General features: G+C 59.1%; 14 protein-coding genes. 7 read left to right on the top strand and 7 right to left on the bottom strand.

Translation table 11 applies throughout. The features are described from left to right. Positions 1-44: 44 nt before the first annotated feature. Positions 45-1,550, top strand: a complete 1,506-nt coding sequence (locus tag VG146_02230; GenBank protein HEV2391161.1) for a family 10 glycosylhydrolase — start codon at positions 45-47, stop codon at positions 1,548-1,550. A gap of 44 nt (positions 1,551-1,594) precedes the next feature. Here the strand turns inward: VG146_02230 and VG146_02235 are convergent, their stop codons facing one another. After that, a complete protein-coding gene (locus tag VG146_02235; protein ID HEV2391162.1) occupies positions 1,595-2,383 on the bottom strand; it encodes a TlpA disulfide reductase family protein in 789 nt (262 codons plus the stop codon). A 133-nt stretch (positions 2,384-2,516) separates the two neighbouring features. Between VG146_02235 and VG146_02240 the strand changes: the two genes are divergently transcribed. The 3 genes from VG146_02240 to VG146_02250 all read left to right on the top strand — a co-directional run bounded on the left by VG146_02240 (position 2,517) and on the right by VG146_02250 (position 5,754). After that, on the top strand, positions 2,517-4,037 hold the full coding sequence (locus VG146_02240; GenBank protein HEV2391163.1) for an ATP-binding protein: 1,521 nt from the start codon (positions 2,517-2,519) through the stop codon (positions 4,035-4,037). Positions 4,038-4,188: 151 nt separating this feature from the next. After that, the gene (locus tag VG146_02245) at positions 4,189-5,331 is read left to right on the top strand and encodes a Gfo/Idh/MocA family oxidoreductase (GenBank protein HEV2391164.1); all 1,143 of its coding nucleotides are present in this window, start codon (positions 4,189-4,191) and stop codon (positions 5,329-5,331) included. A gap of 207 nt (positions 5,332-5,538) precedes the next feature. Next, on the top strand, positions 5,539-5,754 hold the full coding sequence (locus VG146_02250) for a hypothetical protein (GenBank protein ID HEV2391165.1): 216 nt from the start codon (positions 5,539-5,541) through the stop codon (positions 5,752-5,754). A 50-nt stretch (positions 5,755-5,804) separates the two neighbouring features. Here VG146_02250 and VG146_02255 read toward each other — a convergent pair whose 3' ends face one another. From VG146_02255 to VG146_02275, 5 genes are all read right to left on the bottom strand, one after another. Next, a complete protein-coding gene (locus VG146_02255; GenBank protein HEV2391166.1) occupies positions 5,805-6,023 on the bottom strand; it encodes a type II toxin-antitoxin system HicB family antitoxin in 219 nt (72 codons plus the stop codon). Further along, entirely contained in the window at positions 6,020-6,262 is a 243-nt protein-coding gene (locus VG146_02260; protein HEV2391167.1) for a type II toxin-antitoxin system HicA family toxin, read from the bottom strand. Before VG146_02260 ends, VG146_02255 begins: the two co-directional genes overlap by 4 nt. A 207-nt stretch (positions 6,263-6,469) precedes the next feature. Continuing rightward, the gene (locus VG146_02265; GenBank protein ID HEV2391168.1) at positions 6,470-6,928 is read right to left on the bottom strand and encodes a retroviral-like aspartic protease family protein; all 459 of its coding nucleotides are present in this window, start codon (positions 6,926-6,928) and stop codon (positions 6,470-6,472) included. Positions 6,929-7,039: 111 nt separating this feature from the next. Further along, complete coding sequence (locus VG146_02270) at positions 7,040-7,465, bottom strand: PIN domain-containing protein (protein HEV2391169.1); 426 nt, start codon at positions 7,463-7,465, stop codon at positions 7,040-7,042. After that, complete coding sequence (locus VG146_02275; protein ID HEV2391170.1) at positions 7,462-7,689, bottom strand: hypothetical protein; 228 nt, start codon at positions 7,687-7,689, stop codon at positions 7,462-7,464. Before VG146_02275 ends, VG146_02270 begins: the two co-directional genes overlap by 4 nt. Positions 7,690-7,843: 154 nt before the next feature. Between VG146_02275 and VG146_02280 the strand changes: the two genes are divergently transcribed. The 3 genes from VG146_02280 to VG146_02290 are packed head-to-tail and all read left to right on the top strand — an operon-like array spanning position 7,844 to position 13,991. After that, positions 7,844-10,507 carry a glycoside hydrolase family 52 protein gene (locus VG146_02280; GenBank protein ID HEV2391171.1) on the top strand — a complete coding sequence of 888 codons (2,664 nt, stop codon included), beginning with the start codon at positions 7,844-7,846 and terminating at the stop codon, positions 10,505-10,507. Positions 10,508-10,561: 54 nt separating this feature from the next. Next, a complete protein-coding gene (locus tag VG146_02285; GenBank protein ID HEV2391172.1) occupies positions 10,562-12,475 on the top strand; it encodes a DUF1553 domain-containing protein in 1,914 nt (637 codons plus the stop codon). Between the two features lie 10 nt (positions 12,476-12,485). Further along, positions 12,486-13,991 carry a DUF1501 domain-containing protein gene (locus tag VG146_02290; GenBank protein HEV2391173.1) on the top strand — a complete coding sequence of 502 codons (1,506 nt, stop codon included), beginning with the start codon at positions 12,486-12,488 and terminating at the stop codon, positions 13,989-13,991. 226 nt (positions 13,992-14,217) lie between these two features. Here VG146_02290 and VG146_02295 read toward each other — a convergent pair whose 3' ends face one another. Continuing rightward, the gene (locus tag VG146_02295; protein HEV2391174.1) at positions 14,218-16,833 is read right to left on the bottom strand and encodes a beta-propeller fold lactonase family protein; all 2,616 of its coding nucleotides are present in this window, start codon (positions 16,831-16,833) and stop codon (positions 14,218-14,220) included. Positions 16,834-17,023 lie beyond the last annotated feature (190 nt).

Genomic DNA, 17,023 nt, shown 5'->3' on the forward strand with positions numbered 1-17,023 from the left:
AGGTCATTATTGCCTAATCCAGGCCCTGATTTCAAGTAAATTTAATGAAAACTTCGCGCGCTGGTCTTCTGGCAATAGCCGTTGCCGCCATCGGAAGCGTGGCGGCGGGGCGCGCCGCCCAGACTTTCACTTACGAGCCCTCCTCGGAAATGCCTCCCAACCCTATGCGCGAGATGCGGGCCGCCTGGGTGGCTACCGTTGCCAACATCGATTGGCCATCGACCAACAACCTGAGCACCGCCCGCCAAAAAGCCGAGTTGGTGGCCATTTTTGACCGCGCCGCTCATTTGAAACTGAACACGATTATTTTTCAAGTGCGCCCGACCTGCGACGCCCTTTATGCCTCATCCATCGAGCCATGGTCTGAGTATCTTACCGGGACGATGGGCAAACCGCCCGAGCCATTTTATGATCCGCTCACCTTTGCCATCGAGGAGGCGCACAAGCGCGGGCTGGAATTGCACGCCTGGTTCAATCCGTATCGCGCCCGGCAAGCGCTCGCCAAATCACCGATTGCGCCCAACCATGTCAGCAGGACCCATCCGCAAATGGTCCGCCAATATGGAAAATCCTTGTGGTTGGACCCGGGCGAAAAGGAGGTGCAGGCCTACTCGCTGCGGGTCGTCATGGACGTGGTGAGGCGCTACGACATCGATGGCGTCCATTTCGACGATTATTTCTATCCTTACAAAGAGCAGGATGCATCGGGCAAAGAACTCGATTTCCCCGATGGCGCGAGCTGGCGCAAGTATGGACAAGGCGGCAAGCTCAATCGCGAGGACTGGCGGCGCGAGAATGTGGACAGCTTTATTCATGCGGTCTATCAGTCGATTAAGGCAGCCAAGCCGTGGGTCAAATTTGGCATCAGCCCGTTCGGCATCTGGCGTCCGCACAATCCCCCTCAAATCCAGGGCTTCGATCCTTATGAAAAACTTTATGCCGACTCGCGCAAATGGCTCATGAACGGGTGGGTCGATTATTTCGCGCCACAGCTCTATTGGGGCATCGAGCCGCCTGAGCAAAGTTTTCCGGTGCTTCTGCGCTGGTGGGCGGGGCAGAATACAAAGGGCCGGTTGCTTGCGCCCGGCCTGGATACGACCAAAGTGGGCCGCCGCTGGAAACCGGAGGAGATCATCGAGCAAATCCGCCTGACCCGCAGACAGCCCGGCGTGGGCGGTCATGTACATTGGGATATGAAGGCCCTAATGCGCAATGAGGCCTTGGATGCGGCTTTGGAACGCGAGGTCTATGCGCAGCCCGCCCTGGTCCCTTCCATGCCGTGGCTGGAGTCCGCCAGACCGCAAAAACCGGCGCTCACCATCGCGCCTCGCGGTGGTGAAGTCCAAGCGCGCTGGGGGCCGGCGACCCAGCAAAAGGCTTGGTTATGGCTTCTGCAGACCCGCACCGGCCAGAATTGGACGACGCGGATTCTGCCTGGTTGGGAAGTCTCCTGCGCATTGGGCCAGCCGTTGCCAACGGTAATCGCGCTACGCGCGCTTGACCGCTTCGGGAACTTGAGTGAGCCCTTGGTGCTGCGCAGGCGCAATTAGCGCCTGTCACGGAATCTAAAACCAAGCTCTAACAGAGAGGTTCTTTACTCCGACTCGGAAAAGATTTCCTGAAGCTTCTTTTCTGTAATGGCGCCTGGGTGGCCCTGGTAGCGGACCATGCCCTTGGAATCGATCAGAAGCACACAGGGAAGGCTGGTCACGCCCGCCGCTTCAATCAATTTTCCCTTGGTATCAATTGCCAGCGGGAAAGCGATCTTAGGATCGGTTATATCCGTCACATCGCTCTCGGGACCGGAGCTGACTCCGATTACAACCAATTTATCGGCAAACTTCTTTTGAAGGGCATTCCATTCCGGGATCGCCTTTCGGCATGGAATACTCCATGGCGCCCAAAAAGCGACAAGAACGAATTTGCCGTCAAGGTCGGGCTTGTCCTGCAGCCACCGGTCGATTTTAAGCGGCGGAGCTGCTTTGCCGATCGGCGACTGGTCCGAGACGGGGTCGGCCAGGCTCTGTTCAGAAGTCTGAGGCAAAGCTTGGGCTGAAGCGGCCTTTGCTTCTGCGTTTGCGGCCGCAGTCGAGGCTATAAAACTTTGATAGCGGGCATCCTCGTCGAGCTGTTTTGCCTCCGCTTTGGCCGCTGTCCGGGGATCATAATGGAACTGTTTCTGCAAATCGGCGGGTAAATACTTGAGCTTCACATTGGCGATGCCGCCGTCGTAATTGAAATAGATGTCGGTTGTATTGACCCCCAGCACCGTCACATTAGTGTATGTCGTGCCCGCGATTGTGAGGGAAGGCAGCTTAAGACCCTGGGCATTTAACCCAAAAGCCAGCAGCATTCCACACAGGCAAATCAGGCGAGAGATCATGGCCAGGGATATGCCTGAACTTGCCCGGTTTGACAAGCGCATTATCTTTGAGTGAGGTCTTTACCCCATTTGGGGGCAGGAACTCGGCGCGTAGAGTACGCGATTACGTCATATCAGGCTTATCGAAAAGAAATTGCGCATTTTAATGGTGGAAGACGAGGCCCATGACGCCACGTTGGTCGAGCATACCCTGAAGGAGGGGGGATTTGATTTCTGCTTTAAGCGGGTCGATTCGGAGGAGGGGTTCTTGCGAGAACTCGAGCGCTTCCAGCCCTCGGTCATCCTCTCGGACCACGGCCTTCCAGCCTTTGACGGCTTCTCCGCCTTGTCCATAGCCCAACAGAACTCACCGGATGTCCCCTTCATATTTGTGACCGGCTCCCTGGGCGAAGAAATGACTATTAAGGCGCTCAAAAGCGGCGCGGCCGATTTTGTGCTCAAGCATCACCTGGCCTCCCTTCCCCCGGCATTGCACCGGGCGCTGCGCCAGGCCGAGTTTCGGCTCCAGCGCAAGCATGCCGAGGAAGCGCTGCTTTCGAGCGAAGAACGCTACCGCAGCCTGGTGGAGATTTCCCCTGACGCACTCTACGTCCAAACCGAGGATTGCATCGTCTTTATCAACTCCGCCGGCGTCAAACTGCTGGGGGCTGCCAATGCCGATCAGTTATTTGGCCGGCCCGTGCGCGACATCATGCCGGCGCAGGATTGGAAAACGTTGCAGCAACGGCTGCGCGGCATGCGAGAGGAAGGCAAACCCGTTCCATTCGCCGAACAGAAAATGTTGCGCCTCGATGGATTGCAAGTCGATGTCGAACTGGCCGCCGCCCCGCTGATCTTCGCCGGCAAATCCGCCGCGCAGGTCATCGCGCACGACATCACCGAGCGAAAGCAGGCCGAAGAGGAAATCCGCCGGTTGAACTTGGATTTGGAGCGGCGTGTGGCGGAGCGCACGGCGGAACTCGAAGCGGCCAATCGCGAGCTCGAGGCCTTCAGTTACTCGGTCTCGCATGACCTGCGCGCCCCCTTGCGGCACATCGAAGGATTCGTCGAGATTTTATGCAGCGGCAGGACCGCCCGGCTGGATGAGGAGTCCCGGCGTCATCTTGAAACAATCACCGATTCGGCCCGGCAGATGGGGCGGCTGATTGACGACCTCCTGGCGTTCTCGAGGACCGCCCGGGCTGAATTGAGGAAAACTCGAGTGGACCTCGCGGCGCTCGCGCAGGGCGCGATTCGCGACCTGCAGCAGGAAGCCCAAGCCCGCAACGTGGAATGGGTCCTCACAGACCTCCCGCAGGTTGAAGCGGACCCCGCCCTGCTGCGCCAGGTGATGCTCAATTTAATTGGCAACGCCCTCAAATACACGCGCACCCGCAAGCTGGCCCGCATCGAAATCGGGGCAAAGGGCAACAACAATGAGGAGATCATTTTCGTCGCAGACAACGGCGTGGGGTTCGACATTCGTTACGTTCATAAGCTGTTTGGGGTATTCCAGCGCCTGCATCGGGCGGCTGAATTCGAGGGCACCGGCGTGGGCCTGGCCAATGTCCGGCGCATCATCCATCGCCACGGGGGCCGGACCTGGGCCGAAGGCGAACTCGATAAAGGCGCGACCTTCTTCTTCTCCCTGCCCCGGAGCGCTGGGACTGCTTAACCCGCCGCAAAAGAACGCAACCCTTCCTGGTTGCTTTCTTCTTTGCGATCCTTCCGTTCTTTTGCGGCAATTTGCGGCATTCGCTTATTCGCCGCTGATTCCGCTTGCCTCCATCCAGCCGACCGGATTTGCTGTCGGCCACAAGCACGCTATGAACGAATTGAAGATAGGTCTTATCGGCTACGGGTTCATGGGGCGCGCCCACTCGAACGCATTCCGCAAGGCCCCAAATTTCTTCGAGCTCCCCCGCCGGCCAGCGTTGCGGGCCGTGTGCGGACGCGACGCAGCCAAGCTGAAACCCTTTGCCCAACGTTGGGGCTATGAATCTCAGGAAACCGATTGGCGCAAGCTCGTGGCGCGCCCGGACATCGACCTGATCGACATCGCCTGTCCCAACGACATGCACCAGCAAATCGCTCTGGCGGCGGCAAAGGCCGGCAAGATGATCCTTTGCGAGAAACCCTTGGCCATGAATGGCGCCCAGGGCCTGGTCATGGTTCGCGCCATTGAAAAAGCCGGCGTGCCCAATATGGTTTGGTACAATTACCGTCGCGTCCCCGCTGTCACTCTGGCAAAGCAGCTCATTGACGAGGGGCGTCTGGGGCGCATTTTCCATTACCGTGCGAAATTCCTGCAGGACTGGACGATCTCCAAAGACTTGCCGCAGGGAGGGGCGGGCTTATGGCGGCTGGATGTCAAAGTCGCCGGCAGCGGCGTCACTGGCGACTTGCTGGCGCACTGCATCGACACCGCTTTGTGGCTCAACGGCCCCTTTGACAAGGTCAATGCAATGACCGAGACCTTTGTCAAAGAGCGCAAACATAACATCACGGGCAAGGTTGAAAAAGTGGGCATCGATGATGCCTGCGCGTTCCTGGCCCGCTTTAAGAACGGGGCACTGGCTACATTCGAGTCCACGCGCTATGCGCGCGGGCATAAAGCGCTCTATACTTTCGAGATTAACGGCGAGCACGCCTCCATTGCCTGGGACCTGCACGACCTGCACCGGCTGCAGTACTTTGAGCATCACGACGAAGGGCGCCTGCGGGGCTGGCGCAGCATCCATGTCACCGACGGCGACCACCCCTACATGGATAAATGGTGGGTCCCCGGACTTCAGATTGGCTACGAGCACAGTTTCGTGCATCAATTCGCCGACTTTCTTTTTGGCCTTTCCCAGGGCAAACCGGCCAGTCCAACCTTCCGCGAGGCGCTCGAGACCCAGTATGTATGCGACGCCGTGCTCAAATCAGCCAAGGCAAACCGCTGGGAAAAGGTGCGCGCGGCGGGCTAGGAAGAAAGCGGGGAAGCGCGCTGGTGGGCACAGTTTATGGACGCCAACACTCAGAATCTGTTGGAAGTCAATTTGGGGTAAAATGGCCGAAGTGCAATTTGGCGCAATTTGCTGCAATTTGGTGCAACCGGTGGGCGGTGGTCGGTGGGCTGAAGACTGAACCCTGAGGGGTTTTCCAAAGATGGGAACGGGGAGAACGAGGGGCTGTTGGATGAGGGAGTGGATGGGGAGGCGAGCGGGTTGTTCGAGAAGGCGGCGGCGTTTGGGAAGGCTATAGGGAAAGGGACCGGCGCGGACGAGGACGTGTATTCATGGCAGGAAGGAGTTGCAGTGGAGCCGTGGGCCGAGGCGGTGGATGGAAAGGCGTTGCTGGACGCCCTGGTAGGGATGCTCAATCGGTATGTGGTTCTGGGGCAATGGTGACCTCATGAAATGGAAAAGTTTGAGCGGCTAGCGCGACCGCTTTGGCCCCTTCAGGCGTAAAGCAGGCGCCCTTTGGGTTCGGGAATGGTCTGGCCATCCTCTTTGGCTGTCTTTATCCAAAAAGCGATGGCGTCCTCCGCGTTCCTGATGGCATCAGTGCGGGTTTTCCCATGGGCCATGCAGCCGGGCAACTCCGGCACATCCACGATGAAAGCAGCGTCGTCTTCGCTCCACCAAATGATCATCTCATAGTTATTGTTTTTCTTCATAGCAGTTTGTACTCGGCCAGGATTTTGCGCACCTGCCTGACCTGATAGGGCTTGGCCTTAGACCCTTCGCGCTGGAGGTTAATACGTTCCAAAACGCTGGCCCGGGTAAAGATATGATGGCTGCCGGAGATGCGCATGCGAAAACCTTTCGTTTGGAGCAGGTGAATTATGTCCTCGAAGCGGATGTTCGCGTCCGATTCACCGCGCAAAAGCTTGTCTATGGTTTTTTCGGCGCTCATGAGTGGCCGGACAAACCGTTGAAACGGTTTTCCATCACGATGGAGGCGGGCCGCACCCCGCTGAAGCGAGGTGTTAATGAGATGGCGCGGCGGCTCATTTGGTCCGGGTCTTTCGGTGCTCGGCTTTTGTTCCGTATTCGCGTTCCGGTTTTCCGAGGAGGTAATAAGTGGCGTTTCTACCGGGTGAAGCTCGAGTTCACCGCCGAACTATTTGACCTTGGTTACGGGCTGGTCGGGATGGGCGGGCTTGGGGATGACGCGCCGGTTGGTGCAATCTACGTGCAAATCGAGTTTTTCCAGCACGGTTTGTCCAATGAGCACTTCGTCGCCCAACACCAAGGCCTCCTCAACAGTATCGCGCCCCGCAATCTCCACGAGCAGCGGTTCGGTGACCCCGAAGCTCTCCTTTCGTCCGTTGGAGTATTCGGCCATGCGCTGGCCCCGAATTCCTAAACCCAATCGTTTGGCCACCTCCGGCGGAAGGATTGTCTGCACCGCGCCCGTGTCAACCAATGCCTGGGCCTGATAGGTCCGCACTCGTGCGGCCGGCAGCTTATGCTGGCGGTGCAACACTTCGTCGGACCCGTTCGTCAACTTCACCGTCACACGAACCTCTCCCATCGGCTTTCCTTTCTGGCGTGGTTTTGGCGCTGTGGCAACCGGCATGCCAACAATTTACATTGAGTGCGACAGGAGCGTCAACGTGGCTTTTCCGCTGACTAGCGGCCCACAGATTCGCACACTACGATACGGCGTGCAAACCAGCGGGAAAGCCACTCAGATTTCCGAGCGCTCGCGGAAGGGATTAAACACCTTCAGGCCGGGTCGGCGGAAATCTTTGTCGTTGCCTGTGACGATAGTAAGGTCATGGCGGCGCGCCGTTGCCGCGATATAGCTGTCTTCGATTGGCATCGGCTGGCCCGCGTGTTCGAGGGAAACCTTCTGGTCGGCCCACACGTGAGCTGTGGCGACGTTAAAGCTCAGTATTCGGCCTTCGAGAGCTTCGACACCTCGGCGCAGCCACTGCTCTAGCCGTGCGCGCTTGCGGCCTTGTTTGGTCCGGACCCAGTAAGCGATTTGAGCGAGCACCACGGTGCTTGTGTAGCAGTGGTCCTGCTCGCGCTCCAACCATTCGATTACGGCGCGATTACCGTGGTTCTTCGCCGGTTGCGACAGCACGTCAGCGTCCAGCAACCAGCTCACAGCCTGACCCTCTTAGGCATCTCTTTGCGGCGCGCAGGAAGGTCGTCCATGGGCTCCGGGCATTGCTTCCAGATTTCCAGCCACCCCTTTTTCCGTTTAATGCGCCGGAAAATCACGATATCCTCATCGGCATCGAAGCTCGCTTCGAATTGGTCGCCCGGAGTTGCCGGCGCCAGGGCCACCGGGATGCTCACCCGCCGCTTGTCATCTAGAGTTACAATCATGGTGGGACAATCCCACAGGAGGTCAGAACTGTCAAAGGCGATCTCATACCGGAAGGTCGCGCAACCCGTACTCAATGCAAAAAACACCCATTCTTTGGCAAAAAATGTAAAGACAAATCTTGCTCGCCGGCGGCAGGCTCCTGATTAGCCGTCCATGAAATTGTTTCGCCCTTCTTTACCCTGGCTTGGGCCTTCGGGTTTTTGGCGGTTGGTCCCGCTGGCCTTGTGGTTGGGCATGCCTTCCCTGCCCGCCTACACCCTGCTCTCCTCGAATGAGTTGGTGTTCGTCAACGTGGACCATGCGCCGATGGGGGCCTGCTCAACTATTGCTTACGGCTACAAAGGCGAGCCGTGCGGCGTGGGCACCTCCTCCGGCGTTTACCCGTACTGGACCACTGGCGGCGGCGGGGTGCTCATGGGGCTGTCGGGCAGCTCCGGATTGCAAGTACTGCCCTTTGTCACGCCGGCCTCGAGCATTTCTACAAATGCGCGCTTTTTCCCCGACGCCAGCATCCAACGGAGCCTCACCCCATGCACCGACGAATACACCGTCAATGGCGCCGGACTGGCCTTCACGCATTATACGCCAGCATGGGCGATGGCCGACCTCAGCACAGCAACCCTGAGCGATAAGAAGCGTTACTTCCTGCCGGCAACCTGGCTGGTCTTCACCATCCAAAATACCAACAGCACCTCCGAAGAGTTCTACTTTGGCCTGCCGGTGCCTGTGACCCAAAGTGCTTTTGCCCAGGGGTCCTATCAGGGTTTCGCCCTGGGAGAGGCCGCGCTGGCGGTGCAAACCGGGAGTTGCGATGTGTGGAGCGGCGCCCGGCTCGCCTCGGCGCTCGATGGCATGACCAACGGCGGCGCTTTCCACCTCACCGTCCCTGCCGGCCAGACCCGTTCGCTCATGGTGGTCATCGCTTACTATCGCAGCGCCGTGGTGGATTCCCGCACATCGAGTTCCTATTATTATACCTCCCTCTATTCCTCGATCGACAGTGTCATCGACTCCGCTTTTGCCGGGTTTGGCGACGCCCAGATGCGCTGCCAGCAACTGGCTACGGTCATGAGCCGCGCCGGGCTGAACCCCTATCGCCAGTTCCTTGCCTGCCACGCCCTGCATTCTTACATGGCCGACTCGGCCTGTTTGATCGATCCCCAAGGCGGCGCGCATTGGTGGGAAATGGAAGGGTGGTTCAACTATATCAATACCTTCGACCTGACGGTGGACCATGCTTTTTACGATGCCTATATGCAGCCGTGGGCATTACGCAACGTGCTGGATGCCTTTTCGGGCGCGCTCCCTGGCACCGGCTACAGCTTCGACACCCCGCTTTACAGTTCAACTTCCGGAATGCAGGTGTCGAGCCACGGCTTCTCCTTTTATCACGACATGGGCCTCTGGCCCACTTCCGGCACAGGCCCAGCCTACGGGGCCTGCATGGGACAGGAAGAACTGCAGGCCTGGATTCTATCCGCTGGGCTGTACTGGAGAAACACGGCGGATAACCCGTGGCTCACTAATAATGCGGCCCTGCTGCGGACGTGCCTGGACTCGATGCTTTTGAGAGACAATACCAACTCTGCCGCCTGTGATGGCATCACCAAGAACGTCAATTCGGGGGAGATCACCACCTACGACAACCTGGATGCCTCGCTCCAGAGACCGGCTTTCAGTGGGAGGCTGGCGGTGAGAAACTGGGCCAGTTACCTGGCCTTGAACGCAATGTTCGCAGGAATCGGCGACACGGCTGATGCGGCGACCTGTGAGAGTATGGCGGCTGTTGCGGCACAAACCATCGTCAACCGCTGGAATAGCTACCATGCCACCTTAGGTTACATTCCCGCGCTTTTGGATGGCAGTGACACCGCCGCGATTACACCGATGATCGAGGGTCTGGCCTATCCGGCGGCAATGGGCCTGACCAATGCCATCGACCGGACCGGAGGCCCTTATGCGTCCATGCTCCAGGCACTTTCAAATCATCTGGTGGCCGTCCTGGTTGCCGGCAGATGTCTGGGTGTTCCCTCCGGGGGCTGGGTGATGACCAGCGCCAACCTCATTACCTGGCAAAGCAAGATTTTTATTTGCCAGTACGCGGCCGAAACCGTTCTGGGCATCACCAACGACTCTGTGAACTGCACGGTGGACCAGGTCCATGCCACCATCCAGATTCAGGCTGGGCCTTATCAAGGCTGGGTCGATGCCACCGATGGGACCGGAGGCAACCGTTTCGCGGGCGGCCCTCATTATCCGCGCGCCGTCACCAGCGCACTTTGGTGGTTGAACGCGACCAACAATCCAGCTTACCCGGTGGCCACTTCAGCCCCGGTGGCGCCGGCAGCGTTCTTGGCCGTCGCCGCAAACCAGCAGGTGCTGCTGTTGTGGCAGGGAGTGGCCCTGGCAACCGGCTATAACATTCAGCGCGCGAACACCAGCGGCGGGCCCTACGCACCGCTCGCAAATAAAATCGCGGGCGCCAGCTTCACCGATTCGGGCCTCGTCAACGGCGCCACCTATTACTACATCCTCACTGCCACCAACCAAATCGGCGAGAGCCTCCCCTCAGCCGAGGTAAGTGCCACGCCCGTGCCGTTCAGCGCCACGAACATCGCAGCTTTGGTGTGGGCGTCCAAACTCACTGTTGCCTGGCCGCCGAGTTATACCGGTTGGGTCCTGCAAACCAACACACTCGGTCTGAGCAATCCCGCCGGCTGGGGTGACGTGCCGGCCTCTCGAACCAACTCGCAAATGAGTTTCCCTATCGCAGACCCGGCAATTCCAACCGAGTTTTTCCGGCTGCGCCACCCGTAATCTCTTCAGCATTGCTTGCGCTGCGGATTAGAGGCGCTACATTGGGCTTGCTCAATGAAACCTATCCGTGGCGCGCTCGGCTTTCTGGTCGTGCTGGTGTTTTGCCCAATCGCGCTGGCGCCCGTGTCGCGCGCTCAGGCCCAAGCGCTCCCCGCTGTCAGCCCGCGGCTGGTGTCGTTCAGCAAGGACATCCAGCCGATTTTCGACGCTTCTTGTGTGAAATGCCACGGGCGCGGGCGCACCCGGGGCGGGCTTCAAATTGACACTCGCGAGTCGCTGCTCAAGGGAGGTGATTCGGGACCCGCCGTGGTGGTGGGCAAAAGCGGTGAAAGCCTGTTGGTAAACCTTGTCGCCGGAATGGACCCGGAGCGCATCATGCCCAGGAAAGGCTCGCGGCTGACCTTGGAACAGATTGGGCTCTTGCGCGCATGGATTGACCAGGGCCTGCATTGGGACGCAGGAATCACATTCGCAAAACCGCCTCCGTTGAATCTTACTCCACGCTCGCCGAGCATCGCTGTCTCTGCGGAATCAAGTGTCAACCCTATCGATCAAATCCTCAGGCGTTATTTTGCAAAGACCGGTTTTAATCCACCGGCGCACGTGAATGACCGGCTTTTTGCCCGGCGAGTTTATCTCGATACCATCGGCTTGTTGCCGCCGGAGGATGGGTCGGGCGAAGCCATCACAGACGAGGACCCGCAGCTCCGGGCCGAGTTGGTTCGGCGTTTGCTGAGCTATGACCAGCTCTACGCGGAGCATTGGCTTTCGTTCTGGAACGATCTTCTTCGCAATGATTATCGCGGCGCCGGTTTCATCGACGGGGGCCGTGAGCCGATTACCCGGTGGCTCTTTGCTGTTTTGTCCACAAACCTGTCTTACGATAAATTTGTGGCCCAGTTGATAAATCCAACCCACGCCAGTGAAGGCTTCACCAAAGGCATTGTCTGGCGCGGGGTCGTCAATGCCAGCCAATCCCCGCCGCTCCAGGCCGCGCAGAACATTGCGCAAGTCTTCATGGGCGTGAATCTCAAGTGCGCCTCCTGCCACGACAGTTTCATTAATGACTGGAGGCTCTCGGATTCTTATGGGCTGGCGTGCGTCTATAGCGACCGCCCGCTCGAGATGTTCCGATGCGATAAACCCACGGGACAGATGGCCACCGCCCGATTTATCTATCCCGAGCTGGGCGAGATAGACCCCAAAGCCGATAAACCAGCGCGGTTGAAGCGCCTTGCGGCGCTCATCACCAGCCCCAAAGATGGCCGCCTGTCGCGAACCATAGTCAATCGCCTTTGGGCCCGGTTCTTTGGGCGCGGCCTGATCGAACCAGTCGATGACATGGAGCAACGGGCCTGGGACCAGGACCTGTTGGACTGGCTGGCGGAGGACTTGGTCGCCCATCACTACGACTTAAAGCGCACCATCCAGGTCATCCTCACCTCGGAGGCCTACCAACTGCCCGCCGTGGACCTCGGCGAGACCAGCCCAAAGGATTACGTCTTTAGGGGACCAGCGGTGCGGCGGCTCACCGCCGAGGAGTTCCGCGATGCGCTGGGCGAGATTACAGCCGTCTGGTATAAAAAGCCTGAGTTCCCCGTTGCGACAGAGGAGGTGCGCAGCAGCCTTGTGGCTGCCGACCCGCTGACGCTGGCTCTGGGCAGACCTTCTCGCGACCAGGTAGTGACGACCCGGACGGCAGACGCCACGACATTGCAGGCCCTGGAACTGACGAATGGCCGAACGCTGGCCGGTATTCTGGCAGCAGCCGCGTGGCACACGGTTGATTCCCCGCAACCAGCCTCAGACCTGGTTGAATTGCTTTACAGGCGCGCCTTTGGCCGAAGCCCTACCTCGGCTGAGCAGGAGTTGGCGGTGGGCGTTTTGGGAACGCCACCACAACCGCAAGGGGTCGAGGACCTGCTCTGGGCCATGACCATGCAACCTGAGTTTCAACTCATTTATTGAAATGAACGCAATGCACCCTTTACGCGACTGGACCCGGCGCGATTTTCTAAAAACTGCATCAAGCGCCATGCTCTCGGCCCTGGCTGCGGGTTATCCGCGCCAGGCCCTGGCGGCTGAACCGCTCGAACCCAAACCGAAACCGACAGCCGATACCGTGATTGTGCTCTGGATGGCCGGCGGCATGGCCCATACGGAAACCTTCGATCAAAAAAAATATACGCCCTTTGAGCCAGGCATCTCGCCCAAGGATTTTCTGAGCACTTTTCCCAGCGTCCGGACCGCCGTCGATAACATCGAGTTTTCGCAGGGCCTCGAACGCGTCGCCGCAATCGCGGATCGCGCGACGCTCATCCGTTCTTACACTGCAGGCGACCTTGGTTTCATCCTTCACTCCCGCCATCAATATCAGTGGCACACCGGTTATGCGCCGCCGCAAACGGTCGCCGCGCCGCATATCGGGGCCGTCATCGCCCGCACGCTCGGGCCGCTCAACCCGGTGGTGCCTGCGTTCGTCAACATCGGCCAGCGCCTGGATGTCGGTGAGAGTGAAGAACTCAAGGCGTTCACCACCGCCGGCTTTTTAGGCAGCGAATATGGACCGTTCAACATACCGTTTCCGGACGAAGCCGCCGAGGCGGTGCGCCCGCCGGGCGGCATGAGCGTCAGCCGATTCCAAAACCGGGAGAAGCTGTTTAAGAAACTGCTGGACGCCGGGCCCATCGGGCAGCACGGGAGCGATTATCAGCGCCAATCGCTTCTGCGCTCGATGGACAAGGCCTATCGTCTGCTGAGTTCGCCCGCCGCCGCTGCATTCGATTTAACGCGCGAACCCATCCAGCAAATCCGCAAGTACGTCCCCGGTTACCAGCCGGGCGAGCGCTTTAACGCCAGTGAAGACCGCTTCGCCGCCAAATATGAAGAGCAGATGATTGGGCGATTTGGGCTTGGCTGCCTTCTGGCGCGCCGCCTGGCCGAGGTGGGCGCGCGCTACATCGAGGTCACCACCGAGTATATCCCGTTCCTGAATTGGGATACGCACGAAAACGGCCATACCCGGGCTGCGGCGATGAAAAAACAGATCGATGCGCCGGTGGCCCAACTGGTGTTGGACCTCGAAGAGCGCGGTCTGTTGAATCGCACGCTCATTGTGCTGGCAAGCGAGTTCAGCCGCGACGCCCTCATCGAAGGCAAACCCGACAAACGGGTCAAAGACCAGGTGGATGTGCCGGATAAAATCAATGACCTGAAGTTTTACGGGATGCACCGCCATTTCACCGATGCCGGTTGTGTGCTGCTGTTCGGCGGGGGCGTCAAACGCGGTTACGTTCATGGCAGCACTGCGGGCGAACGCCCGTGCAAAACACTCGATAAGCGGGTGGTCATCGAAGACCTGCACGCCACGATCTATCACGCCGTAGGCATCTCTCCACGGCTCGCCTACGAAATCGAGAAGCGCCCCTTCTACGTTACGCGGGATGGCGTCGGCAAACCCATCATGGACCTGTTTGGCGCCTGACCCTGGCCATTTCATACTCGATTTCGCGTCTCATTAACATCGGGTCTTTAGCCCGGTGAACGGACTCGCTTTATGCGTTTGAACTGTTTCAACAGTTTACCGCCCGGGGCGAGAAGCCGTTGAAACGGCTCGAATCCTCTCCGGGCCGCGCGCCACCGGGCTAAAGCCCCGGTGTCAATGAGATCTCCGCCGCTGGGCTGCGAAATATGCGGGTTTAAGCCAAGCTTTAATCACCATCCTTCTCCTTGGGATGCGAAAAGACAAACCCTGCCCGCACGGGCGCAGGGACGGCGCTGCTGGCCCCGCGGACGGAACGCCACACCATCTCGGTGAGCAATGAATCATCAACTGCGTCTTCGCGGGCAAAGTTCAGCTTTAGGCCCGAGCCCCAGGCGCGCTTCTGATTCTTCTCTTCCAGGTCCACATTAGCGGGCAGCGCCGTGTAGGCGGTCAGATTGGCCGTGGGTTGAAAGGCGTTAAACATAGGGCGCGCGGCGGCATCGAACTGGGACATGGGCCTCAGGCCGAGGATAAGTTCCATAGTCCGCAGCATGCTGCTGGTTGAGTAAAGGGTCGAATCCACCGCGCGATGTTTGCAGTAAGGGCTGAGCACAAAGGCCGTGGTCCGGTGCGCATCCACATGGTCCGGGCCGTCCTGGGCGTCATCCTCGACAACGAACACAGCCATTTCTGGCCAGAACTTCGAGTTGCTCACTGCCTCGATTACCCGCCCCAGGGCCAGGTCGTTGTCGGCTACAAGGGCCGTTGGGGTGCGCTTGCCCGCCGTGCTGCCGAAGGTGTGGTCGTTGGGCAGGCGTAGAATTTGCAGACGCGGCATGTCCCCCTCAGCCTCGAACTGTTTGAGGTCTGCAATGAACCGGTCCGCCCGTTTCGCATCAGGATAATCCAAATCGAAGCCGCGATACCAGGGGTCGAAGTGGCCTTGCAGAGCCGCCACGCGCGTGTGGCTTGGCCGGTCCGGAGTGCTTGCATTGTCAATGAACTCGCCGTAGCTGCGATAACTCACGCCGGCCTCTCGGGCGCGGTCCCACAGATAACCTCCCGCCGGAAACGCGATGGGGAAATGGCCTTCGCTTGGGTAAGGGAATTTGCCGGACCTATTATGGCCATAATCGAGGGGCCACATCTTTTCCACAAAATCCGTCGCATACGCCCCCATGCTCCACTCGTGGCCGTCGGCGCTGACCTCGCTATCGACGTAGAAATTGTCCAGGAGCACAAACTCGCGCGCCAATTTGTGCAGGTTCGGCGTGACCCGCTGCGGGAACAGGCATAGGTTGGGGTCGCCGTTGCCCTCGGGCATATCGCCCAGCACCTGGTCGTAGGTTCGGTTTTCTTTGATGACATAAAGGCAGTACTTGATAGGACTCTTTTCGCCCGGTTTGGCAGGAATTGGGTTGCCTGCCGGGCGAAGGGCCCAGACGCCGGCGTCCCGTCGCAACGGACTGCATCGGTATGCCTGTGCCGTATAGGCGGCCAGTTGGGGCTCGAAAGTCTTTCGCGGCGGCAAATCGATAATGCTCAACGTGCCGCGAAAGAGGTCCCCGATATACTGCACGACGCGATTGGTTGGGGAGGCGACACCGGGCTGCGGCCCCAGCGGGTTAGCCAGTGATGTGATGCCTTTGCCATTGGCAACCAGGAGATGCTTTCCATCGGGCGTTACTCGCACCGAGGTCGGATACCAGCCCACCGGGATGAATCCAAGGGAGCGGCTCTTGCCCGGCGTGCTGACATCAAACACCGCTACTAAGTTGTTGTCCGCATTAGCCACGAACAGTGTCCGCTCGTCCGGCGAAAGGGCCAGGCTGTTGGGCGTCGAACCGGGCAGTGAACGAGGGTAGAGAGACGCCCAGATCGTTTCGATTGCCTTGCCCGAGGTTGTATCGAAGACGGTGACCGTATTGCGGCTGGCGTTGGCAACGAATAAGCGCTGGCCATTGCGTGTGAGGGCCATCTCACACGGATGTTCCTGGGCGGGCCAGCGCGCCATCACTCGCCCGGAGGGCAAATCAAGCACAGCAATTGCCGCTTGCGCCCAAAGACTCACGTAGAGGCGCCGCCGCTTTTCGTCCAGCCTGCAGGCATAAGGAAAGGTATCTTCGGCGCTGACGCGCGCCAACGCAGCCTCGGCCCGTTTCTGGGCCGCTGCGGTATCAAAATCACGGGAGGGCACCTGCAGCACCGGTCCGGGCGCCGGGGCGCTGGATAACAGGAAATCCGAAATGTGATCTTGATGTGCCAAATCGACCCGCGTGATGCGGTTACCCCAAACATTCGCCACAAACAATTCGCGCGCGCCCCTGTCCAGGGCCAAACCGGCTGGCACCCCGCGGTCCTTGCGTGGGTGGAGCCTGATGAGGCGCGAATTGGATAAAAGTCCCTCATGAAAATCGAATTGATGAACGACCTCATCGCCCGCTCCACTGCAGAAGAGATCGCGCCCATCACGGGAAAACTCAATTCCGTAAAAGGCCTCATGCAGTTTGGTTCGGGAGACGACCTTGGCGGCAGGAATATCGACAATGATGATTTCATGCTGGCTGTAACCGGAGTGCAGGACTGCGGCGAACTGGCCGGTTGGATGGGTGGCGATGTTGATCGGCAAGTCTCCCAGCTCAACCTGTTTCCCTGCCGGGTGCAGCGACCATTGATTGGGCAGCAGCAGCGAGCCGTCGGGCTTCTGCCCTGGCCATTCAGCGCCGGACCTCGCGACACTGGCGTTGGGAGAGGCTTCAGGGAGAGGTGGTTCTCTTCTCGAAACGCACGAGACCGCGCCAAGGGCCCACGCGCCAATCAACAGCCGCGCAGCAAATTTCATCGAAACTCGGACGCTGCTTTCACTCATTCGGTTCACTGTGATTTATTAAAACTGACATTTTGGCGCTAATTTATGGGAGGTTATTGGAGGTTCAGACCTTAGTTTTCCGCAGTGTTGCGCGGTTTTGCTGCTTTCAAGAGCTTTCCAACTCACAGGAGCGGTCCTCTGGGTGACTTTAAAATACCTTCGG

This window comes from Verrucomicrobiia bacterium (genome assembly GCA_035946615.1).
Taxonomy (GTDB): Bacteria; Verrucomicrobiota; Verrucomicrobiia; order Limisphaerales; family UBA8199; genus DASYZB01.